This window comes from Pseudomonas sp. GW458-11-26-14-LB4 (genome assembly GCF_059423925.1).
Map to the genome: position 1 here is coordinate 261789 of NZ_JBWKYU010000008.1, position 22208 is coordinate 283996.

The 22208-nt window shown below is 60.2% G+C and carries 20 protein-coding genes; 12 read left to right on the top strand and 8 right to left on the bottom strand.

The window, feature by feature from the left end:
* The first annotated feature begins 99 nt into the window (after positions 1 to 99).
* Complete coding sequence (locus tag AC07XZ_RS13485) at positions 100 to 366, top strand: hypothetical protein (protein ID WP_146023265.1); 267 nt, start codon at positions 100 to 102, stop codon at positions 364 to 366.
* A 36-nt stretch (positions 367 to 402) separates the two neighbouring features.
* Here AC07XZ_RS13485 and AC07XZ_RS13490 read toward each other — a convergent pair whose 3' ends face one another.
* Positions 403 to 1428 (bottom strand): formylglycine-generating enzyme family protein, encoded by a 1026-nt coding sequence (locus AC07XZ_RS13490; RefSeq protein ID WP_256590597.1) that lies wholly within the window; start codon positions 1426 to 1428, stop codon positions 403 to 405.
* Between the two features lie 47 nt (positions 1429 to 1475).
* Positions 1476 to 2198 carry a tellurite resistance TerB family protein gene (locus AC07XZ_RS13495; protein ID WP_102688599.1) on the bottom strand — a complete coding sequence of 241 codons (723 nt, stop codon included), beginning with the start codon at positions 2196 to 2198 and terminating at the stop codon, positions 1476 to 1478.
* A 176-nt stretch (positions 2199 to 2374) separates the two neighbouring features.
* Here AC07XZ_RS13495 and AC07XZ_RS13500 point away from each other — a divergent pair, with 176 nt between their 5' ends.
* The 8 genes from AC07XZ_RS13500 to AC07XZ_RS13535 all read left to right on the top strand — a co-directional run bounded on the left by AC07XZ_RS13500 (position 2375) and on the right by AC07XZ_RS13535 (position 12358).
* On the top strand, positions 2375 to 3289 hold the full coding sequence (locus AC07XZ_RS13500; protein WP_102688600.1) for a LysR family transcriptional regulator: 915 nt from the start codon (positions 2375 to 2377) through the stop codon (positions 3287 to 3289).
* 99 nt (positions 3290 to 3388) lie between these two features.
* Complete coding sequence (locus AC07XZ_RS13505; protein ID WP_102688601.1) at positions 3389 to 4876, top strand: gamma-aminobutyraldehyde dehydrogenase; 1488 nt, start codon at positions 3389 to 3391, stop codon at positions 4874 to 4876.
* 82 nt (positions 4877 to 4958) lie between these two features.
* On the top strand, positions 4959 to 6110 hold the full coding sequence (gene ydcS, locus AC07XZ_RS13510) for a putative ABC transporter substrate-binding protein YdcS (protein ID WP_102688602.1): 1152 nt from the start codon (positions 4959 to 4961) through the stop codon (positions 6108 to 6110).
* Positions 6111 to 6411: 301 nt separating this feature from the next.
* Positions 6412 to 7449 carry an ABC transporter ATP-binding protein gene (locus tag AC07XZ_RS13515; RefSeq protein WP_102688603.1) on the top strand — a complete coding sequence of 346 codons (1038 nt, stop codon included), beginning with the start codon at positions 6412 to 6414 and terminating at the stop codon, positions 7447 to 7449.
* A 1-nt stretch (position 7450) separates the two neighbouring features.
* Entirely contained in the window at positions 7451 to 8386 is a 936-nt protein-coding gene (locus AC07XZ_RS13520; RefSeq protein WP_102688604.1) for an ABC transporter permease, read from the top strand.
* Complete coding sequence (locus AC07XZ_RS13525) at positions 8376 to 9185, top strand: ABC transporter permease (protein ID WP_102688605.1); 810 nt, start codon at positions 8376 to 8378, stop codon at positions 9183 to 9185. Before AC07XZ_RS13520 ends, AC07XZ_RS13525 begins: the two co-directional genes overlap by 11 nt.
* A gap of 50 nt (positions 9186 to 9235) precedes the next feature.
* On the top strand, positions 9236 to 10660 hold the full coding sequence (locus AC07XZ_RS13530; RefSeq protein WP_102688606.1) for a gamma-aminobutyraldehyde dehydrogenase: 1425 nt from the start codon (positions 9236 to 9238) through the stop codon (positions 10658 to 10660).
* Between the two features lie 213 nt (positions 10661 to 10873).
* Entirely contained in the window at positions 10874 to 12358 is a 1485-nt protein-coding gene (locus tag AC07XZ_RS13535; RefSeq protein ID WP_102688607.1) for an APC family permease, read from the top strand.
* Between the two features lie 446 nt (positions 12359 to 12804).
* On the opposite strand, the gene AC07XZ_RS13540 is transcribed toward AC07XZ_RS13535, so the two are convergent.
* The gene (locus AC07XZ_RS13540; RefSeq protein WP_007954656.1) at positions 12805 to 12990 is read right to left on the bottom strand and encodes a hypothetical protein; all 186 of its coding nucleotides are present in this window, start codon (positions 12988 to 12990) and stop codon (positions 12805 to 12807) included.
* A gap of 403 nt (positions 12991 to 13393) precedes the next feature.
* On the opposite strand from AC07XZ_RS13540, the gene AC07XZ_RS13545 reads away from it, so the two are divergent.
* A complete protein-coding gene (locus tag AC07XZ_RS13545; RefSeq protein WP_102688608.1) occupies positions 13394 to 15022 on the top strand; it encodes a glucan biosynthesis protein D in 1629 nt (542 codons plus the stop codon).
* A 120-nt stretch (positions 15023 to 15142) separates the two neighbouring features.
* Here AC07XZ_RS13545 and AC07XZ_RS13550 read toward each other — a convergent pair whose 3' ends face one another.
* From AC07XZ_RS13550 to AC07XZ_RS13565, 4 genes are all read right to left on the bottom strand, one after another.
* Positions 15143 to 15676: a GNAT family N-acetyltransferase gene (locus AC07XZ_RS13550; RefSeq protein WP_085747029.1), complete on the bottom strand. Its 534-nt coding sequence runs from the start codon at positions 15674 to 15676 to the stop codon at positions 15143 to 15145.
* A gap of 91 nt (positions 15677 to 15767) precedes the next feature.
* On the bottom strand, positions 15768 to 16874 hold the full coding sequence (locus AC07XZ_RS13555) for an NADH:flavin oxidoreductase/NADH oxidase (RefSeq protein ID WP_085747028.1): 1107 nt from the start codon (positions 16872 to 16874) through the stop codon (positions 15768 to 15770).
* Between the two features lie 233 nt (positions 16875 to 17107).
* Complete coding sequence (gene recJ / locus AC07XZ_RS13560) at positions 17108 to 18817, bottom strand: single-stranded-DNA-specific exonuclease RecJ (protein WP_102688609.1); 1710 nt, start codon at positions 18815 to 18817, stop codon at positions 17108 to 17110.
* 54 nt (positions 18818 to 18871) lie between these two features.
* On the bottom strand, positions 18872 to 19414 hold the full coding sequence (locus AC07XZ_RS13565; RefSeq protein ID WP_102688610.1) for a YaeQ family protein: 543 nt from the start codon (positions 19412 to 19414) through the stop codon (positions 18872 to 18874).
* 146 nt (positions 19415 to 19560) lie between these two features.
* On the opposite strand from AC07XZ_RS13565, the gene AC07XZ_RS13570 reads away from it, so the two are divergent.
* Positions 19561 to 20760, top strand: a complete 1200-nt coding sequence (locus AC07XZ_RS13570; RefSeq protein ID WP_102688611.1) for a CaiB/BaiF CoA transferase family protein — start codon at positions 19561 to 19563, stop codon at positions 20758 to 20760.
* A gap of 13 nt (positions 20761 to 20773) precedes the next feature.
* Positions 20774 to 21667, top strand: a complete 894-nt coding sequence (locus AC07XZ_RS13575; RefSeq protein WP_256590598.1) for a TIGR02285 family protein — start codon at positions 20774 to 20776, stop codon at positions 21665 to 21667.
* Between the two features lie 174 nt (positions 21668 to 21841).
* Here the strand turns inward: AC07XZ_RS13575 and AC07XZ_RS13580 are convergent, their stop codons facing one another.
* A complete protein-coding gene (locus AC07XZ_RS13580) occupies positions 21842 to 22123 on the bottom strand; it encodes a DUF3509 domain-containing protein (RefSeq protein WP_085747026.1) in 282 nt (93 codons plus the stop codon).
* Between the last annotated feature and the right edge of the window lie 85 nt (positions 22124 to 22208).

A 22208-nucleotide genomic window follows, 5' to 3' on the forward strand; every position in this document is an offset into this window, starting at 1 on the left:
CCCTGCCGTATCTCACAAAAACCTGAATACCTCTGCTTACAACAAAGCCAATCCTTCCCTGCCTCTCCAACTCAACCTTCAACCCCGGCCCCAGCTCAAATGCCGAGCCAGCTCATCCAGATACCACCTCTCCATTCCTATCATCACGCTCTGCACATACACCTCCCCTGCAATCTCCGACGTGTTCGCCATGCGCAACGTCGGCAGGCTCAAGGGGTGATTGGGTTTGGTGTGATGCCAGGGTGTGAGTTGCTGATCATTGTCGAGTTTGGTGAATTCGTCGATCAGTTGACGTGCGTGATCATTGATGAGGCTGTCGGCTTAGTCAGCGGCCACAAGGACTTCGACGATAAAAAAGATGACTGATTGACACATTTAAAATAAACCTTCGCCTTTTGTTGTTTAAAGCGGCTTATCTGTTTGAATTGCACAGCGAAAACTCGTGCCCGGATAATACGCTTCCTCATTTGGATTCTCAGGCCAGCGCCTAACAACAGCAGCGGCCGACAATGGCGCCTCCGGGTAATTTGAGCCGCGCTTTACTTTCTGCTTCCCGATTTCTGGACCTTGCGGATTATCGACTGGAGAGTTTTCATAGTAGTCCTTACCATACCAATCATTTACCCAATCGGTTGCATTGCCGGACATATTATAAAGACCTAGCGAATTGGGAAGAAACCTATCAACGAAGAACGTCTCCCCCACCCCTTCAATCGGAAAATTCTTACCGCAATCCAGACTTCCACTATTAGTTGTAAACAATATATGCGCACCCCGACTCCTGGCAGCAAATTCCCATTGCGCTTCGGTTGGAAGATCTACTGTATAACCACTAATACCACCTATCCACAGACAGTAGTCCTTTGCTTCTTGCCATGTTTTGGGCGGCGCAGGAAGCCTGGGAGAATACATACTCTTTAAATCTTCTCTCTCTCGAAATTTAACATCAAACACCTCCTTGCCCTGCGCTATAAAAAACACATCAAAATCACGCACAGTAGTTTGATATTTAGAGAGATAGTAAGAGCTCAAATTTACCGAATAAACAAAGTCATCATCGCCATTACTGCTGATATGACAAAGCTGCTCCGGCTCTTGCCCGCAAGGCCAGGTGCAAACATCCGTTTCGTCGTATTCACAAGCCCAGCCAAAGTCGCCCATATCAAACTGGCCACCTTCGACAAACACCATATTGTCAATCGACTGAACTACGGTGTCGAGTACCTTTTCGCGCATCTCGCTGGACAGGTTCGGATACTTGGTTTTAATAGTTTCCGCAATCGACGCGACTTTTTCCGGTGTCAGGCTCTTGCTGACGGGCAATGAGCCGGACTCGGCCCGCAACCGGCCAGAAAAAACATGGCCGGAAGGGCGAGTAAAAACTGACGTAACACGGGCAATATCCTTATAAGGTGCGTCAAGGGCCAAACCTTAACATCCCCTGCCCTGTCTCATAAAAACCTGAATACCTCCGCTTACACCAAAGCCACCCTCACCTGCCTCTCCAACTCCACCTTCAACCCCGGCTCCAGCTTCAGCTGCCGCGCCAGTTCATCCAGATAGCTCTTCTCCATGAAGTTCTCCTCATCCACCATCATCACGCTCGCCACGTACATTTCGGCGGCCATCTCCGGCGTGCTAGCCGCGCGGGCGACGTCGGTGGGGTCGAGGGGTTTGTTGAGTTCGGCGTGGAGCCAGTGTTTGAGTTCCTGATCGTTGTCGAGTTTGGTGAATTCACCTTCGATCAGTTGGCGTTCGCGGTCGTCGATGTGGCCGTCGGCCTTGGCGGCGGCGACCAGGGCTTTGAGGATGGCCTGGCTGTGTTGTTCGACTTGCGCCGGTGGCAGGCGATCGACCGTTTGCGGTTCGCTCTGCGGGGCGGTGCCTTTCTGGGCGTTCCAGTTGCCGTACGCTTTGTAGGCGATCACGCCGAGGGCGGCGAGGCCACCGTAGAGGGCGACTTTACCGCCAACCTTGCGGGCCTTTTTGCTGCCCAGCAGCAGGCCCATGGCGCCGGCCGCCAGAGCACCGCCGCCTGCGCCTGACAGCAAACCGCCGAGTGCGCCATTACTGGAAGATCCGCCCAGCAAGCCGCCCAAACCACCGGCGGCCGGTTTGTTCTGCGCTCCGCCCGCCTTGTTCTGCAGTAGATCCTGGCCGGACTTGAGGAGTTGATCGAGCAATCCACGGGTGTTCATGTTCCGTCTCCAAACAGGGGTTATCCGGATCAATAAGGCCCTCAGCCTAGTTCGAAAGTGCCCGTCACTTGGGTGCGAGTGTGCTTCCAGATGTTGCCTGGCCCACCGCAGCCCTTCGCGAAAATAGATATACACTCGAGGCAATCTATAAAAACTGCCCACCGGGTAATCCTTCCATGATGACCTTGCGTCAGATCCGCCATTTCATCGCCGTGGCCGAGACCGGCTCAATCTCCGCCGCCGCGCAAACCGCGTTCATTTCCCAATCGACCCTGACCCTGGCCATCCAGCAACTGGAGGAAGAAATCGGCGTCAGCCTGTTCAATCGCCACGCCAAGGGCATGACCCTTACCCATCAGGGCCACCAGTTCCTGCGCCAGGCGCACCTGATTCTGGCAACCGTGGACAACGCCAAACGCAGCCTGCAACAGAGTACCGATCAGATCGCCGGGCAGTTGATCGTCGGCGTGACCAGTCTGGTGGCCGGTTATTACCTGGCGGATTTGCTGACCCGATTCCAGCGCGCCTACCCCAATGTCGAGATCCGGGTGATGGAGGACGAACGGCCGTACATCGAGCATTTGCTGGTCAGTGGCGAGATCGATGTCGGTGTGCTGATCCTCTCCAACCTCGAAGACCGCCACGCCCTGCAGACCGAAGTATTGACCCACTCGCCGCACCGTTTGTGGCTGCCGGCCCAGCATCCGCTGCTGGAACACGACAGCATCAACCTCGCCGATGTCGCCCGGGAGCCGTTGATTCAGCTGAACGTCGACGAGATGGATCGCAACGCCCAACGTCTATGGCGCGGCGCCGGACTGCAACCGAAGATCACCCTCAGAACCGCGTCCACCGAAGCAGTACGAAGTCTGGTGGCGGCGGGCCTCGGCGTTTCGATCCAGCCAGACATGACTTATCGCCCATGGTCACTGGAAGGCGACATCATCGAGGCCCGGCCAATCGCCGACCTCAACCAGACCCTCGATGTCGGTCTGGCCTGGCGTCGCGGCACCGCCCGCCCCGCGCTGGTCGATCCTTTCCTGACCGTGGCCCGCGAGCAGCCTCACGGCGGACGAAAGCCATCTATTTAATCGAATGCCACCTTCAGTATTTAGAATTTGTCGACCCCGGAGCCGCGCACTAGTCTTGCTGCATCTATAAGACGGTCGGCTCCCGGAACAGGGAGCAACATGGCCATACAAGAAAAGAGATCACGGAAAATGGCTGGCGCGCAGACCCACATGCACACCGCGTTGCTGATCGACGGCGAACTGGTCGCAGGACAGGGTTTTGTCGAACCGATCCTCAACCCGGCCACCGGCGAAGTCCTGACCCAGATCGCCGAAGCCAGCACCGAGCAAGTCGAAGCCGCCATCCTCGCCGCCCACCGCGCCTTTGCCGAGTGGTCGCGCACCACCCCGCAACAACGCTCGAATTTCCTGCTGGAAATCGCCAACGCCGTCGAAAAACACGCTGACCACCTCGCCCGCCTCGAAGCCCTGAACTGCGGCAAGCCGCTACATCTGGCACGGCAGGATGATTTGACCGCGACCGTCGATGTGTTTCGCTTTTTCGCCGGCGCCGTGCGCTGCCAGACCGGCCAGCTCAGCGGCGAATACTTACCTGGCTACACCAGCATGGTGCGCCGCGATCCGATTGGCGTCGTCGCGTCGATTGCGCCGTGGAACTACCCGATCATGATGGCCGCGTGGAAGATCGCCCCGGCCCTCGCCGCCGGCAATACGCTGGTGTTCAAGCCTTCCGAGCACACGCCGCTGTCGATTCTGGCGCTGGCCCCGGCGCTGGCCGAGATCCTGCCGCGCGGGGTGATCAACATCGTCTGCGGTGGCGGCGAAGGCGTTGGTAGTCACTTGGTCGGGCATCCGAAAGTACGGATGGTGTCGCTGACCGGCGATATCGTCACCGGCCAGAAAATCCTTCAGGCCGCCGCCAAAACCCTCAAACGCACGCACCTCGAACTCGGTGGCAAGGCTCCGGTGATCGTCTGCAACGATGCGGATCTTAAAGCCGTGGTCGAAGGTGTGCGCACTTATGGCTATTACAACGCCGGGCAGGATTGCACGGCGGCTTGCCGGATCTACGCCCAGGCCGGGATTCACGACAAATTGGTCGCTGAGCTTGGCGCGGCAGTCAGCAGCCTGCGCTTCGCCGGAAAACGCGACGCCGACAACGAAATCGGGCCGCTGATCAGTACCCGCCAGCGCGACCGCGTGGCCAGTTTCGTCGAGCGCGCCCTCGGTCAGCCGCACATCGAACGGGTGACCGGCGCAGCGGTGCATTCCGGCGCAGGGTTCTTCTATCAGCCGACGCTGCTGGCCGGTTGCAAACAGAGCGATGAAATCGTCCAGCGCGAAGTGTTCGGCCCAGTGGTGACCGTGACCCGCTTCGATGAACTGGCGCAAGCGGTGGACTGGGCCAACGACTCGGAATACGGCCTCGCCTCGTCGGTCTGGACCCAGAACCTGGACAAGGCGATGCAGGTTGCCGCACGGCTGCAATACGGCTGCACCTGGATCAACAGCCATTTCATGCTGGTCAGCGAAATGCCCCACGGCGGGTTGAAACGCTCCGGTTACGGCAAAGACTTATCCAGCGATTCGCTACAGGACTACAGCGTGGTGCGGCACATCATGGCCCGCCACGGCCAGCATCTCTGACTACGCTAATAACAAGCCGACCACGGCATGCTTCATCGCGTTCACAACTGCCCCGACCATAATTTGAAGAAGAGGGTTCACCATGTTCGTGCACAAGACCGCACTGCTCAGTGCAATCACCATGGCCCTGCTGGCCAGCGCCAGCCTGCAGGCCGCCGAGCCGCTGAAAGCCGTCGGCGCCGGCGAAGGCCAGCTGGATATCATCGCTTGGCCGGGCTACATCGAACGCGGTGAAAGCGACAAGGCCTACGACTGGGTGACCGGTTTCGAGAAGGAAACCGGCTGCAAGGTCAATGTGAAAACCGCCGCCACCTCTGACGAAATGGTCAGCCTGATGGCCAAGGGCGGTTACGACCTGGTGACGGCGTCGGGCGATGCGTCGTTGCGGTTGATCGTCGGCAAGCGTGTGCAGCCGATCAACACCGCGTTGATCCCGAACTGGAAGTCCCTCGACCCTCGCCTGAAAGACGCGCCGTGGTATGTGGTCAACAAGGAAACCTACGGCACCCCGTACCAGTGGGGCCCGAACGTGCTGATGTACAACACCAACGTGTTCAAGAACGCGCCGACCAGCTGGAACGTGGTGTTCGCCGAACAGAATCTGCCTGACGGCAAGTCGAACAAGGGCCGTGTGCAAGCCTACGACGGCCCGATCTACATCGCCGACGCGGCGCTCTACCTGAAATCCACCAAGCCTGAGCTGGGGATCAAGGATCCTTACCAGCTCACCGAAGATCAGTACAAGGCTGTGCTGGAATTGTTGCGTGCCCAGCAGAAGCTGATCCACCGCTACTGGCACGACACCACGGTGCAGATGAGCGACTTCAAGAACGAAGGCGTGGTCGCGTCCAGCGCCTGGCCGTATCAGGTCAACGGCCTGATCAACGAGAAACAGCCGATCGCGTCGACCGTGCCGAAAGAAGGCGCCACCGGCTGGGCCGACACCACGATGCTGCACGCCGAGGCCAAGCACCCGAACTGCGCCTACAAGTGGATGGATTGGTCACTGCAGCCGAAAGTCCAGGGTGATGTGGCGGCATGGTTCGGTTCGTTGCCGGCGGTTCCGGCGGCGTGTCAGGGCAGTGAGTTGCTTGGCGCTGAAGGCTGCAAGACCAACGGGTTCGATCAGTTCGACAAGATCGCGTTCTGGAAAACCCCGCAGGCTGAGGGTGGGAAGTTTGTGCCGTATAGCCGGTGGACGCAGGACTACATTGCGATTATGGGCGGTAGATAAAACTTGGAACAACGCGGTCTGCTCCCTTTCCCCCTCGCCCCCCTGGGGGAGAGGGCTGGGCGGGCGGCGTGCCGATGAGGGGGTGGCTTTTGACTTTGCTTTTGAAATTGGAGCAATGGCTGAAATAGCTGCCCTCACCCCCCGCCCTCTCCCGGAGGGAGAGGGAGCTAAAAGCAGATCGCGGCGTATCGACCAGATGAGTTAGCCAAAAACCATCGCATACACCGCCAAACGATCCAGTTTTTTCAGAAGTCCAGGCAGGGCCGCTGCGACGGCCCTCGCCTTTTCGGAGCACCGCACCATGACGCTTGCAGTCCAGTTCACCAACGTTTCCCGGCAGTTCGGCGAGGTGAAGGCCGTTGACCGGGTTTCCATCGATATCCAGGACGGCGAGTTCTTTTCCATGCTCGGCCCCTCCGGTTCGGGCAAGACCACGTGCCTGCGCCTGATCGCCGGGTTCGAACAACCGAGCGCCGGCTCGATCCGCATTCACGGCGCCGAAGCCGCCGGACTGCCGCCCTATCAACGCGACGTCAACACGGTGTTTCAGGATTACGCGCTGTTCCCGCACATGAACGTGCTGGACAACGTCGCCTACGGTTTGAAAGTCAAAGGCGTGAACAAGAACGAGCGCCACAAACGCGCCGAAGAAGCGTTGGACATGGTCGCCCTCGGCGGCTACGGCGTCCGCAAACCGGTGCAGTTGTCCGGCGGTCAGCGCCAGCGTGTCGCCCTCGCCCGCGCCCTGGTCAATCGCCCGCGAGTGCTGTTGCTCGACGAACCTCTGGGCGCCCTCGACCTGAAGCTGCGGGAACAGATGCAGAGCGAACTGAAGAAGCTGCAACGCCAGCTCGGCATCACTTTCATCTTCGTCACCCACGACCAGACCGAAGCGCTGTCGATGTCCGACCGCGTGGCCGTGTTCAACAAGGGTCGCATCGAGCAGGTCGATACGCCGCGCAATCTGTACATGAAACCCACCACGACTTTCGTCGCCGAATTCGTCGGCACCTCGAACGTGATTCGTGGCGATCTGGCGCGCCAGCTCAGTGGTCATCCGCAGCCGTTTTCGATCCGCCCGGAACACGTGCGGTTCGCCGAAGGCCCGCTGGCCAGTCACGAGATCGAAGTCAGCGGCCTGCTTCACGACATTCAATATCAGGGCAGCGCCACGCGCTATGAACTGACCCTGGAAAACGGCCAGACCCTGAGCATCAGCCAGGCCAACAATCAATGGATCGACAGCAGCGCGCAGCACCAGACCGGTCAGCGAATCAGCGCACGCTGGGCGCGGGAAGCGATGATTCCGCTGCACGACACCGTTGCGAGCGGGGTGTGACATGACCGCCCTCGCCCTCCCTCAATCGGCGCCGTTGCGCAGGTTTTCCAACCTGCTCTATCGCAAGCCGAATCTGTACCTTTCGATGCTGCTGGTGCCGCCGCTGCTGTGGTTCGGCGCGATCTATCTGGGCTCGCTGCTGGTGCTGTTGTGGCAAGGTTTCTACACCTTCGACGACTTCACCATGGCGGTCACGCCCGACCTGACCCTGGCCAATTTCGCCGCACTGTTTCAGCCGTCGAACTTCGACATCATCCTGCGCACACTGAGCATGGCCGTCGTGGTGTCGATCGCCAGCGCCATCGTCGCGTTCCCGATTGCCTACTACATGGCGCGCTACACCACCGGCAAGACCAAGGCGTTTTTCTACATCGCGGTGATGATGCCGATGTGGGCCAGTTACATCGTCAAGGCCTACGCCTGGACGCTGCTGCTGGCCAAGGGCGGCGTGGCGCAGTGGTTCGTTCAGCACCTGGGACTGGAGCCGGTTCTGCAGTTCATTCTGGGGATTCCCGGGGTCGGCGGCAGCACCTTGTCGACCTCGCATCTGGGGCGCTTCATGGTGTTCGTCTATATCTGGCTGCCGTTCATGATCCTGCCGATCCAGGCCTCGCTGGAACGCCTGCCGCCATCCTTGCTGCAAGCCTCCGCCGACCTCGGGGCCAAGCCGCGCCAGACCTTCATGCAAGTGATTCTGCCGCTGTCGGTGCCGGGCATCGCAGCCGGTTCGATCTTCACCTTTTCGCTGACCCTGGGCGACTTCATCGTGCCGCAACTGGTGGGCCCACCGGGCTACTTCGTCGGCAGCATGGTGTACGCGCAGCAAGGCGCGATCGGCAACATACCGATGGCTGCGGCATTCACGCTGGTGCCCATCGTGCTGATCGCCATCTACCTGTCCATCGTCAAACGACTGGGGGCCTTCGATGCACTCTGAGCGCGCGTCATTAGGTTTGCGCATTGCAGCCTGGGGCGGGCTGGTGTTCCTGCACTTCCCGATCCTGATCATCTTCCTCTACGCCTTCAACACCGAAGACGCGGCGTTCAGCTTTCCACCGAAAGGCTTCACGCTGCACTGGTTCAGCGTGGCGTTTTCGCGGCCGGATGTGCTGGAAGCGATCAAGCTGTCTTTACAGATCGCGGCCATCGCCACGCTGATCGCGATGGTGCTCGGCACCCTCGCTTCGGCGGCGTTGTACCGCCGGGACTTCTTCGGCAAACAGGGCATTTCGCTGATGCTGATCCTGCCCATCGCACTGCCGGGGATCATCACCGGGATCGCGCTGCTGGCGACCTTCAAGACGTTGGGCATCGAGCCTGGGATGTTCACCATCATCGTCGGCCACGCGACCTTCTGCGTGGTGATCGTCTACAACAACGTCATCGCTCGTCTACGCCGTACCTCGCACAGCCTGATCGAAGCGTCGATGGATCTCGGCGCCGACGGCTGGCAGACCTTCCGCTACATCATCCTGCCGAATCTCGGCTCGGCGCTGCTCGCCGGCGGCATGCTGGCGTTTGCGCTGTCGTTCGACGAAATCATCGTCACCACCTTCACCGCCGGCCATGAACGCACCTTGCCGCTGTGGCTGCTCAACCAGTTGAGCCGCCCACGGGACGTACCCGTGACCAACGTCGTGGCGATGCTGGTGATGCTGGTGACCATGCTGCCGATCCTCGGCGCCTACTACCTGACCCGGGGTGGCGAGAGCGTGGCCGGCAGCGGCGGCAAATGATTTCCCTGACCTTTCCCACCCTGAATTTGCAGTAGAAAGAGGACAACAACATGCAAACCAAACTCTTGATCAACGGCCAACTGGTCAACGGAGAAGGCCCGGCGCAACCGGTGCTCAACCCGGCGCGCGGCGAAGTGCTGGTGGAAATCAACGAGGCCACCGAGGCCCAGGTCGATGCCGCCGTGCGCGCCGCCGACAGTGCCTTCGCAGACTGGTCGCAGACCACGCCGAAGGACCGTTCGCTGTTGCTGCTCAAACTCGCCGACGCCATCGAAGCCCACGGCGAAGAGCTGGCGAAACTGGAATCGGACAACTGCGGCAAACCCTACAGCGCCGCGCTGAACGACGAGATTCCGGCGATTGCCGACGTGTTCCGTTTCTTCGCCGGCGCCAGCCGTTGCATGAGCGGTTCGGCCGGCGGCGAATACCTGCCCGGCCACACTTCGATGATCCGCCGCGACCCTGTGGGTGTGATCGCCTCCATCGCGCCGTGGAACTACCCGCTGATGATGGTCGCCTGGAAAATCGCCCCGGCTCTCGCCGCCGGTAATACCGTGGTGCTCAAGCCGTCGGAACAAACCCCGCTGACTGCGTTGCGTCTGGCCGAACTGGCGTCGGATATTTTCCCGGCCGGTGTACTCAATCTGGTGTTCGGGCGTGGGCCGAGCGTAGGCAGCCCGCTGGTGACCCATACGAAAGTGCGCATGGTCTCGCTGACCGGCTCCATCGCCACTGGTTCGAACATCATTTCCAGCACCGCCGACAGCGTCAAACGCATGCACATGGAACTGGGCGGCAAAGCTCCGGTGATCATCTTCGACGACGCCGACATCGATGCGGCGGTCGAAGGCATTCGCACGTTCGGCTTCTACAACGCCGGCCAGGATTGCACCGCCGCGTGCCGGATCTATGCCCAGCAAGGCATCTACGACAAGTTCGTCGAGAAGCTCGGCGCGGCGGTCAGCAGCATCAAGTACGGCTTGCAGGATGATCCGTCCACCGAACTCGGGCCGTTGATCACCGCCCAGCATCGCGACCGCGTGGCCGGGTTTGTCGAACGCGCCGTGGCGCAACCGCACATTCGTTTGATCACTGGCGGCAAGGCTGTCGAAGGCAACGGCTTCTTCTTCGAACCGACGGTGCTGGCCGATGCGCAGCAGGACGACGAAATCGTCCGCCGTGAAGTGTTCGGGCCGGTGGTGTCGGTGACCAAATTCACCGATGAAGCCCAGGCACTGGAATGGGCCAACGATTCGGACTACGGCCTGGCGTCCTCGGTGTGGACCGCGGATGTAGGACGCGCCCATCGCCTGTCCGCGCGGTTGCAATACGGCTGCACCTGGGTGAATACGCACTTCATGCTCGTCAGCGAAATGCCGCACGGCGGTCAGAAACTGTCCGGCTACGGCAAGGACATGTCCATGTACGGGCTGGAGGACTACACCACGGTTCGGCATGTGATGTTCAAGCACTAAAAGCATCGCTGGCAAGCCAGCTCCCACAGGGTTCAGTGCAGCTCTTGTGGGAGCTGGCTTGCCAGCGATGGCGTCACTCCGGTTTCAGGAAGAAAACCGGCATTACGCATCACCAGGCATTCAAAACAATAACTACCGATCCGGGCGGCGCTTACCAAGCCCCGCCACGGTTTCGGCCATCCGAAATCTGCCGATTTCACGGAGCAAACACACATGAGTGCATCACCCGATCTCTCAGCCGCCGTTGCCGACAGCGATGCCGAACAACTGCGCCAGCTGGGCTACACCTCCAACTTCAACCGCAGCATGAGCCTGTGGGAAAACTTCGCGCTGGGCTTCACTTATCTGTCACCGGTCGTAGGGGTTTATACCTTGTTCGGCCTGTGCCTGGCCGCTGGCGGGCCGCCGATGTTCTGGGCCTATTTGCTGGTCGGTTGCGGTCAATTGCTGGTGTGCCTGGTCTTCGGCGAAGTGGTGTCGCAGTTCCCGATTTCCGGCGGTGTCTATCCTTGGGCGCGTCGCTTGGTGGGTAAGAAATGGGCATGGATGGTCGGCTGGATCTACTCCATCGCCCTGTGCGTGACCATCGCCGCCGTTGCGGTCGGCGCCGGCCCGTACCTCGCGGCCATGCTGGGTTTTGAGCCGAGCAACAACACCAACATCGTGATCGCCCTGGTGCTGACCCTGTTCGCCACCCTAGTGAATCTCAGCGGCACCAAAATGCTGGCGCGGATCGCCATGTTCGGCTTTCTCTGCGAACTGGTGGGCGCGGTGATCGTCGGCGTGTACCTGTTGATTTTCGAGCGCCACCAGCCGATCAGCGTGCTGTTCAACACCTTCGACATCAGCGTCGACGGCTCCTACCTACCGGCCTTCCTCACTGCCTCGCTGGCCGGGATGTTTCTCTACTACGGCTTCGAAGCCTGCGGCGACGTGGCCGAAGAAACCCCGAATCCGAGCGCAAAAATCCCGGTGGCCATGCGCATGACCATCTACATCGGCGGCATCGCGGCGATGTTCGCTTGCCTGGCGCTGATCCTCGCCGTGCCGGACATGCAGGCGGTGATCAACGGCACCGACAAGGACCCGGTCACCACCATCCTCAACAACGCCTTCGGCCCGGTCGGCTCGAAAGTGGTGATGGGTGTGGTAATGATTTCCTTCATCTCCTGCGTCATCAGCCTGCAAGCGGCGGCGAGTCGTCTGCTGTATTCCTACGCTCGCGATGAAATGGTCATCGGCAGCCGACTGCTGAAAAAGATTTCTCCTACGACCCAGGTGCCGGTTGCCGCACTGTTCGTGTCCGGCGTCCTGCCCGGCCTGATCATCGCCCTCGGCTTCTTCCTGCAAGACGCCGTGGCGACCATCGTCAGCTTCGCCGCCATCGGCATCTACCTCGCGTTCCAGATGATCGTCCTCGCCGCCCTGTACGCCCGCAGCAAAGGCTGGAAACCGAGCGGCAAATTCACCCTCGGCGCCTGGGGCTGGCCGGTGAGCATCGGCGCGCTGGTGTACGGCGTCGGCGCAATCATCAACATGGCCTGGCCGCGCACGCCGGATGCGGCGTGGTACATCAACTACGCGATGGTGCTGAGCACGGCGATCGTGATTGGGCTGGGGTTGATTTATATGTGGATTGGCAAGCCGTATGACCATGGGAAGGCGCCGGCTGGGGATGCCTGGAAAGTTAGTCGCTAAGAAAAACAGCCCCGGATTTATCACAATTTCGGGGCTGATTTCTTTCAGCGTCAGTTACTCGCTTCCTACAGACCGAACCCTCAGCATTCAGTCCCCTTTCCTACAAATGGCGTCAGCAGAGTAGACTTGGCGCCGCTAGCGCCTGACCGATAGGCTTTGTCCCGTTGCAGCCCAATTATTAGCTGAGGTCGAAGCCGGAAATCTGTCAACACGGTGTTTGCCCTTCATTGAACTGTGGTTATTCCGAACCTCAGTTCTGCGTTATGGCGGGCCGCGTGGCGCGGGCCTTCCGGGTTTGCCGTGTTGACGGGAAGTAACCCGACTTCGAACGCCACTCGGTTCGCCACCCAACTTGTCGAAGGGGTGGATGCAACCGCAGTATCCCCGGTAAGTCTCAAGAATGAAAAAGGGGCGAACTTCACAGTCCACCCCTTTGGTTTTTCACTTCAAAACCGCGAAACACTCCTCATCGCATCCACCAGATACCGCATCGCAATCCGGTCGCTCTCCGACAACTCCCGGTAACGCTCCACCAGTTTCAGTTCGTCAGGACTGAGCCGGCGTCTTCGCCGGACGTTGGTGAGGCAGGGAAAGATGCCCAACATTTCGGTGATGCCTTGTCCTTTTGTCATGGACGATGTCCTTTTCCAGTACGTCAGAAATTTTCGAAAACCGCATCGCCCTGCTCCTTTAAGCAGCGATTTGAGCCCTGCCGGTCGGATGAGTCGTGACCGGCGATGCCCATAGAATAGAAATTAAATCGGCGCTGAAAAGCTGTTTTTAGAGTAATTAGTCGAAAAAAGCAGATATGCCCTATAAATCAGAAAAGTCTGTGAGATAAATAACCGTAACGTCTTGTTTCATTGAGACGCTGTCGCCGTGCTATCAATGAATTTTGCAAAATCGGCGAACCGATTAAGCTAGCGGGCATCTGTTACTAGTCCGTAGCGTTTGGCCGAAGGCTTGTCCGAACCGTAATTTCTGATCCAGTACGTGCCAGGAACGGCGCGGGATTGTCCACGACAGGTTGTATTTATGCACCGCAGGAATTTGCTCAAAGCGTCCATGGCCATTGCGGCTTACACCGGCCTTTCCGCCTCCGGCCTGCTCGCCGCACGCGCCTGGGCCGCCTCTGGCGGTGCCGCCGACGGTGAGGCCTTGGCCTTCGACTTCGAAACGCTGAAGCGCCAGGCCAAGCAACTGGCCGGCAGCGCGTATCAGGACACCAAACAGGTGCTGCCGCCGACCCTGGCGACCATGACCCCGCAAAACTTCAACGCGATCCGCTACGACGGCGAGCATTCGCTGTGGAAGGAGAACAAGGGTCAGCTCGATGTGCAGTTCTTCCACGTCGGCATGGGTTTTCGCCAGCCGGTGCGCATGTATAGCGTCGATCCGAAGACTCGCACGGCCCGCGAGGTGCATTTCCGCCCTCAGCTGTTCAACTATGAGAACACCTCGGTCGACACCCAGCAGCTCAAGGGCGATCTGGGGTTTGCCGGTTTCAAGCTGTTCAAGGCACCGGAGCTGGATCGGCATGACGTGGTGTCGTTCCTCGGCGCCAGCTACTTCCGCGCGGTGGACGCCACTGGCCAATATGGCCTCTCCGCCCGTGGCCTGGCGGTCGACACCTACGCCAAGAAACGCGAAGAATTCCCTGACTTCACCAAATTCTGGTTCGAAACTCCGGATCAGAACGCGACCCGCTTTGTGGTCTACGCCCTGCTTGACTCGCCGAGCGCGACCGGCGCCTATCGCTTCGACATCGACTGCCAGGCCGAGCGCGTGGTGATGGAAGTCGACGCCCACATCAATGCCCGTACCGCCATCGAGCAACTGGGCATCGCCCCGATGACCAGCATGTTCAGCTGCGGCACCCACGAGCGCCGGATGTGCGACACCATTCACCCGCAGATTCATGACTCGGATCGTCTGGCCATGTGGCGCGGCAACGGCGAGTGGATCTGCCGACCGCTGAACAACCCGGCGACCCTGCAATTCAACGCCTTCGCCGACACCGATCCGAAAGGTTTCGGTCTGGTGCAGACCGACCATGAGTTCGCCAACTATCAGGACACCGTCGACTGGTACAGCAAGCGTCCGAGCCTGTGGGTAGAACCTACAACCGCATGGGGCGAAGGCTCCATCGATCTGCTGGAAATTCCTACAACCGGCGAAACCCTCGACAACATCGTTGCGTTCTGGACGCCGAAGAAACCGGTAGCGGCCGGCGACTCGCTGAACTATGGCTACAAGCTCTACTGGAGCACCCTGCCGCCGGTCGGCACGCCGCTGGCGCGGGTGCATGCGACCCGTTCGGGCATGGGTGGATTTGTCGAGGGTTGGGCACCGGGTGAGCATTACCCGCCGGTCTGGGCCCGTCGCTTTGCTGTGGACTTCACCGGTGGCGGCCTGGATCGCCTGCCGCAGGGCACCGGGATCGAACCGGTGGTGACTTGCTCCAACGGTAAGGTGCAGGACTTCAGCGTGCTGGTGCTGGATGACATCAAGGGTTACCGGATCCTGTTCGACTGGTACCCGACCAACGACAGCGTGGAGCCGGTTGAGCTGCGACTGTTCATCCGCACCAACGATCGCACGCTGAGCGAAACCTGGTTGTACCAGTACTTCCCGCCGGCACCGGACAAGCGCAAGTATCCTTAATGATTCTCTGGCGTCAGATCGGGCCTCATCGCTGGCAAGCCAGCTCCCACATGGATATCGATTGATCACAGCGTTTGTGTACAACCGAAACCTGTGGGAGCGAGCTTGCTCGCGATGGCGTCAGTCCAGGCGACAGTAAAAGTGGATATCGTGAGGTTCGAGTGCAAACAACTCGGGATCCGGTTGTGCCAGCAACCGGCAGCCCTGGCGCTGGTAGAACTCCACGGTATTGCGCGACTCGGTCGCCGACACGTACAACGCCGCTGCACCGACCTCCCGACCATGCTCGCAGGCCAGGGCAAACAATCGCCCGCCAAGCCCCTGCCCACGCCAGGCACGGCTGATGTGCAGAAACTTCAACTGCCGCATGTTCAGACCCTGATTGTGAATAACCCGGTTATCCACAACCACCGCCGCCACCAGTGTCTCTCCATCGAAAATCCCGTGTAGCCACCCGCCGCTGCGCCAGCACTTTTCCAATACCCGCGCATTTTCCGCCGCCTCCCCTTCGGGCCAGCCGCGCATGTCGAAACGCGCCGGATACAGAATCAGCTCACCGTTTTCCACGCGATAGCACTCTTCGACCAGTTCACTGCGGTCGATCAACGCAAGCAGCGGCAAGTCCGATTCAGTCAGCTCTCGTTCGATCAACATTGCGATCCATTCCTTCGCGATTCCAAACGACAGGCAAGAAAAAACCCGCCGGTTCAATGGCGGGTTTTATAGGCTTTGCGACCAGTCGGAATCAATCCCGCAGATCAGACTCGTGAATCGGCTGATCCCGATGAGTCGCACGTTGATACTGCGCCGGCCACACCGCTTTGCGTCCGCCCAGGTCATCGTCGGCATGCAGCGGCCAGTAAGGATCACGCAGCAACTCACGGGCGAGGAAGATGATGTCGGCCTGACAGGTTCGCAGGATGTGCTCGGCTTGGGCCGGCTCGGTAATCATTCCCACGGTGCCGGTGGCGATGCCTGACTCCTTGCGTACACGTTCGGCGAAGCGCGTCTGATAACCCGGCCCCACGGGGATTTCGGCATTGACCGCCGTGCCACCCGATGACACATCGATCAGATCAGCCCCCAAGGCTTTCAGGCGTCGCGCCAGCTCCACGGTTTCATCCGGATTCCAGCCGTCCTCCACCCAGTCGGTGGCCGACAGGCGCACAAACACCGGCAGTTCTTCCGGCCACACCGCGCGTACCGCCTCGGTCACTTGCAGCACCAGACGAATGCGATTTTCGAACGAACCGCCGTACTGGTCGCGGCGCTGGTTGCTGAGCGGCGACAGAAACTGGTGCAGCAGATAACCGTGCGCCGCATGCACCTCGACCACACTGAAACCGGCGGTCAGCGCACGTTTGGCTGCGGCCACGAAGTCCTGAATGACCTGGGCGATCTGCCCTTCATCCAGTTGTTTCGGCTGGGTGTGTTGCGGGTCAAAGGCAATCGGCGAAGGCCCGACCGGCGTCCAGCCACCGTCCTCCGGTTTGACGCTGCCGTGCTTGCCGATCCACGGCCGGTGGGTGCTGGCCTTGCGCCCGGCGTGGGCCAGTTGAATGCCGGCCACTGCGCCCTGCGCATTGATGAAACGGGTGATGCGTTGCAGCGGTGCGATCTGTTCGTCGTTCCACAGGCCCAGGTCTTCGGCGGTAATCCGCCCGTCGGCCGTGATCGCCGTGGCTTCGGTGAATACCAGGCCAGCGCCCCCCACGGCACGGCTGCCGAGGTGCACCAGATGCCAGTCGTTGGCCAGGCCATCGACGCTGGAGTACTGGCACATGGGCGACACGGCGATGCGGTTGGACAGGGTCAGTTGGCGAAGGGTAAAGGGTTCAAGCAGCAGACTCATGGGGCACCTCTCAAATCAGTGGGCAGGCTCCAGGGTTCTGTTTGAAAAGTCGACGAGTGACAGGAAAAAGGTGCAGCACCCGCCCCCGCGGGCAAAAAATTCGACAAGACGTCACAAGGCCAATCAAGCAGTGCTTAGAGCCTAGTCGACATCCGGGGATGAGGGAGGGTTCAGAAATGAAACAGCACAATTGAAGCTTCCTGCGCCCCTTCAGTTAAGGGGCGCAAAGTCCTTTAGCGCGGTTCGATGTGGGCGATCATCAACTGCACGGTCTCATTGCCGCGAAACTCGTTGAGATCGAGCTTGTAGGCCAGTTCGACCCATTTGATCGTCGGGTTCGGCCAGATATCGCGATCGATGCCGAAGGCGATGCCATCGAGCTTCACCGAACCGCATTCGGTCTTCAGTACCACTTTCAGGTGCCGCTCGCCGACCACTCGCTGCTCGACCAACTGGAACACCCCGTGAAACAGCGGCTCCGGGAAATGCTGGCCCCACGGCCCGGCGTGGCGCAGGGCGCGAGCCAGTTCCAGATGAAATTCCTCGACCGCCAGCGTGCCGTCCGATAGCAGACGCCCTGTCAGATCTTCCTCGCGAAGTTGCCTACGCACTTCGGCGTCAAAGGCCTCGGCGAACAACGGAAAATTCTCCTGCGGCAAGGTCAGACCGGCCGCCATCGCGTGGCCACCGTACTTACTGATCAGATCCGGATGTTGTGCCGCGACCACGCTCAGCGCGTCACGAATATGGAAACCCTGCACCGAACGCCCCGAGCCCTTGAGCAGGCCGTCACCGGCATCGGCGAAGGCGATGGTCGGGCGGAAATACCGCTCCTTCATCCGCGAAGCCAGGATACCGATGACGCCCTGGTGCCATTCCGGATCGAACAGGCAAAGACCGAACGGCATCGACTCAACCGGCAAGTCCTTGAGCTGGGCCAGCGCTTCACGCTGCATGCCTTGCTCAATGGATTTGCGGTCCTGATTCATGCCGTCCAGTTGTGCGGCCATTTCCCGGGCCAGCGCAGGGTCGTGGGTCAGCAGGCATTCAATGCCCAGGCTCATGTCATCCAGACGCCCCGCCGCGTTCAGACGCGGGCCGACGATAAAACCGAGGTCGGTAGACGTAATGCGCGAAGCCTCACGCTTGGCCACTTCCAGGATCGCCTTGATCCCCGGCCGCGCACGTCCGGCGCGAATTCGTTCCAGGCCCTGGTGCACCAGAATCCGGTTGTTGGCATCCAGCGGCACCACGTCGGCGACGCTGCCCAGCGCCACCAGATCCAGCAGTTCGCCGATGTTCGGCTGTGGTTTGCTCTCGTACCAGCCGAGGCTGCGCAGGCGTGCGCGCAAGGCCATCAACACATAGAAAATCACCCCGACCCCGGCCAGCGCCTTACTCGGAAACTCGCAGCCGGGCTGGTTCGGATTGACCAGCGCATCTGCATGCGGCAGCTCATCGCCGGGCAAGTGGTGGTCAGTAATCAAAACCTTCAGGCCATGGCGCTTCGCGGCCGCTACACCTTCAACGCTGGAAATACCGTTGTCGACGGTGATCAACAGTTGCGGCTCGCGGGTCATCGCGACTTCGACGATTTCCGGGGTCAGGCCGTAGCCGTATTCAAAGCGGTTCGGCACCAGATAATCGACGTGCGCCGCGCCCAGCAGGCGCAAACCGAGCACGCCCACGGTGCTGGCCGTCGCGCCGTCGGCGTCAAAGTCGCCGACGATCAGGATCCGCTGACGCTGCTCCAGCGCCGTCACCAGCAGGTCCACCGCCGCATCGATCCCTTTGAGCTGCTGGAACGGAATCAACCGCGCCAGGCTCTTGTCCAGCTCCGCCTCGGACTGCACGCCCCGCGCCGCGTACAGGCGGGTCAGTAGCGGTGGCAGTTCACCGAGAAACGGCAGAGTGGCGGGCAACGGGCGAGGATCGATACGCATGGGGTGACAGAAGCTTCTCTTGAATACGTGGGATTTTTCGGGAGTAACGCGGACTTAGCCGCGATCGCCTTGCAGCCAGGTGAGCTGGACTTCGTGCTGGCCACGGTCGTCAGTGACGAAGATCGTGCCTTCGCTGATCATCACGTCCCACTTGATGACGCGGGGCATGTCCTGGGCCAGGGTTTCCAGCACTTCCTGCGGCACGGCGGCAATGTTGACGTTCTTCAGATTTTTGATCGCCGGGATCACCTTGCCTTCCCAGACACGCAGGCTGCCGTAGGCCAACAGGCTGGTGCGCTCGGTGCGACGGGAGCACCAGGTCAGGCGATCCGCGTCCGGCTGGCCGACTTCGATCCAGTGCAGGACACGATCATCCAGGCTCTTTTCCCACAGCGCAGGTTCGTCCACGTCCGACAGACCACGACCGAACGACAGTTGCTCGTTGTACCAGAGCGCGTAGGCCAACAGGCGTACGGTCATGCGTTCTTCGGTTTCCGAAGGGTGACGGGCGATGGTCTGCTTCACGTTCTCGTAGACGCTGCGGTCGAGATCGGTGAGGTTCAGTTCGAATTTGTAGGTAGTGGACGGCTGGGCCATGAACGGGCTTCTTGATACGAGGAAAGTCGGCAAGTCTAACCGATGCTGTAGGCAATCCACGAATTGATGGCGATCAACCTTGCGCGACTGACAGCCGGCTATGTTAAAACGCTGTATCTGCTCAGCCTTGTCCTACAGGATCTCGCATGCCGTTCGCCAACAAACCGCTCAGCGGTCTGAAAGTCATTGAATTGGGTACTTTGATTGCCGGGCCGTTTGCCTCGCGCATCTGCGGCGAGTTCGGCGCCGAAGTGATCAAGATCGAGTCGCCGGACGGCGGTGATCCGCTGCGCAAATGGCGCAAGTTGTACGAAGGCACCTCGCTGTGGTGGTTCGTCCAGGCGCGCAACAAAAAGTCCCTGACGCTGAACCTGAAACACCCCGACGGCTTGGCGATCCTGAAAAAACTGCTGGTTGAAGCCGACATTCTGATCGAGAACTTCCGCCCCGGCGTGCTGGAAAAACTCGGCCTGGGCTGGGAAACCCTGCATGCGCTGAACCCGAAACTGGTGATGGTGCGCCTGTCCGGCTTCGGCCAGACCGGGCCGATGAAAGATCAGCCTGGGTTCGGCGCGGTCGGCGAATCCATGGGCGGCCTGCGCTACATCACCGGTTTCGAAGACCGCCCGCCGGTGCGCACCGGGATTTCCATTGGCGATTCGATTGCTGCTTTGTGGGGCGTGATCGGTGCGTTGATGGCCCTGCGTCATCGCGAGGTCAACGGCGGTCTCGGCCAGGTGGTCGATGTGGCGTTGTACGAAGCGATCTTCGCCATGATGGAAAGCATGGTGCCGGAGTTCGATGTGTTCGGCTTCATTCGTGAGCGCACCGGCAACATCATGCCGGGCATCACACCATCATCGATCCACACCAGCGCCGACGGCAAACACGTGCAGATCGGCGCCAACGGCGATGCGATCTTCAAGCGCTTCATGCTGATCATCGGCCGTGAAGATCTGGCCAATGATCCGGCGCTGGCCAGCAACGACGGGCGCGACACCCGCCGCGATGAGTTGTACGGCGTGATAGACCGCTGGGTCAATTCGCTGCCGCTGCAAACCGTGCTGGACCTGCTGAACCAGGCTGAAGTCCCGGCCAGCCGGATATTCAGCGCCGAAGACATGTTCAACGATCCGCAGTACCTGGCCCGGGAAATGTTCCTGCACGCCAAACTGCCGGATGGCAAACCCTTCAAGATGCCGGGCATCGTGCCGAAACTCTCTGAGACACCCGGCACGTCCGAATGGGTCGGACCGCAGCTCGGTGAACACAATGCGCAGGTACTCCACGATCTTGGCTACGACGAGAAGCAGATCGCCCGCCTGCGCGAAGACGGAGCCATCTGAGCTGAAGCGCCTGATGCCCTCGGCTTCGAACCGCGCCCACCATTGGTGGACCTGGCGGTTGTTTGGCCTGTTATTCCTGCTGGTGCTACCGGCGTGGGTGCAGGCCAAGCCAACGCTGATCTGGCTATTGCGCGACCTGCCGCCGCTGACGATCTTCGAGGGTCCGAAAAAAGGCCAGGGCGTTATCGATCAATTGATGCCGATGCTGATTGCCGGCATGCCGCAATACGAACACACCTTGATGCGGGTCAATCGCGCCCGTGGCACTCAAATGCTGCATGAACATCTCTTCGCCTGCGATCCGTCGCTGATCTGGAACAAGGAACGGGCACAGTGGATCGCGTTCTCCATTCCCGCGTTTCGCGCGGTCAGCAATGGTCTGGTGGTGCGTCAGAGAGACCGCGAAGTGCTGGAGCCGTTTCTGGTCGAGGACGAAGTCGATCTGTCGGCGTTTCTGGCCAACGGCGAGCGAAAAGTCGGAGTGGTGGCGGAACGCAGTTATGGCGAGTACATCGATACATTGCTGCATCAGGCACCAACCGGCGCGCTGACGCCGCACTACGGCAACGATGCGCTCAGCAGCCTGCTGTCGATGCAGCGTCTGGGGCGTTTGCAAGTGGTGCTGGGTTACTGGCCGGAGATCCGTTATCAGGCGCGGCAGGCCGAGATCGCCGAGGACGAACTGCTGTTCTTCCCGATTCGCGGCACGGGCAAGTACCTGTCGGGCCATGTCGGCTGCACCGACACCACGGCGGGTCGACAGGCGATCACGGAAATCAATCAGTTGTTACGCACCCTGCCCCACGAGCATCTCAACCAGCTCTACGCCGACTGGCTCGACCCCGAGAGGCGCCAGGATTATCTGGAACAGGCGCGGATTTTCTTCGAGCAACAGGCCGCGCAGTGAAATCCGGGCAAAAAGAAACCCCGAGAAGTGGGGAGACGACTCGGGGTTAAACGTGGTCTGTATCAAAGACCCGTAGCAGCAAGCGACAAGCACCGGAGCACAATGCTTGATCCTGCTGTTACGGGGTCTGACTGACTTGGGTGCAGGAAGGTTCCCACAAATGAAAAATCAGTTTCAGAGGGTCGGGTGCTTGTCGAGGGCTGCGTTTCGCAACGCCGCGATCACACAGGGTTCCAGCCGGCCTTCGGCAATCAGGATGTCACGGTGCAGGCCGTCGACCACATCCGTCAGCTGGCGCTTGTCGCTCAATTGCGCCTGATTGAATTCGCGCTCCACCACGATCGCGCCGCTGCCGTTCTTCAAGGTCACCAGGCATTCGCCATGGCGACCGCGAGGGGTCAACGTCACTTGATACGGGCTCAGAGCCTCACCGAGCAATAGACTGATACTTTCCATCTCGATCTCCACTCAATAGTCCGAAAACACAGTGTCTGGGGCGTGTTCACAGTAAATGACCACCGGCCCGAGAAGAAAGTTCTGC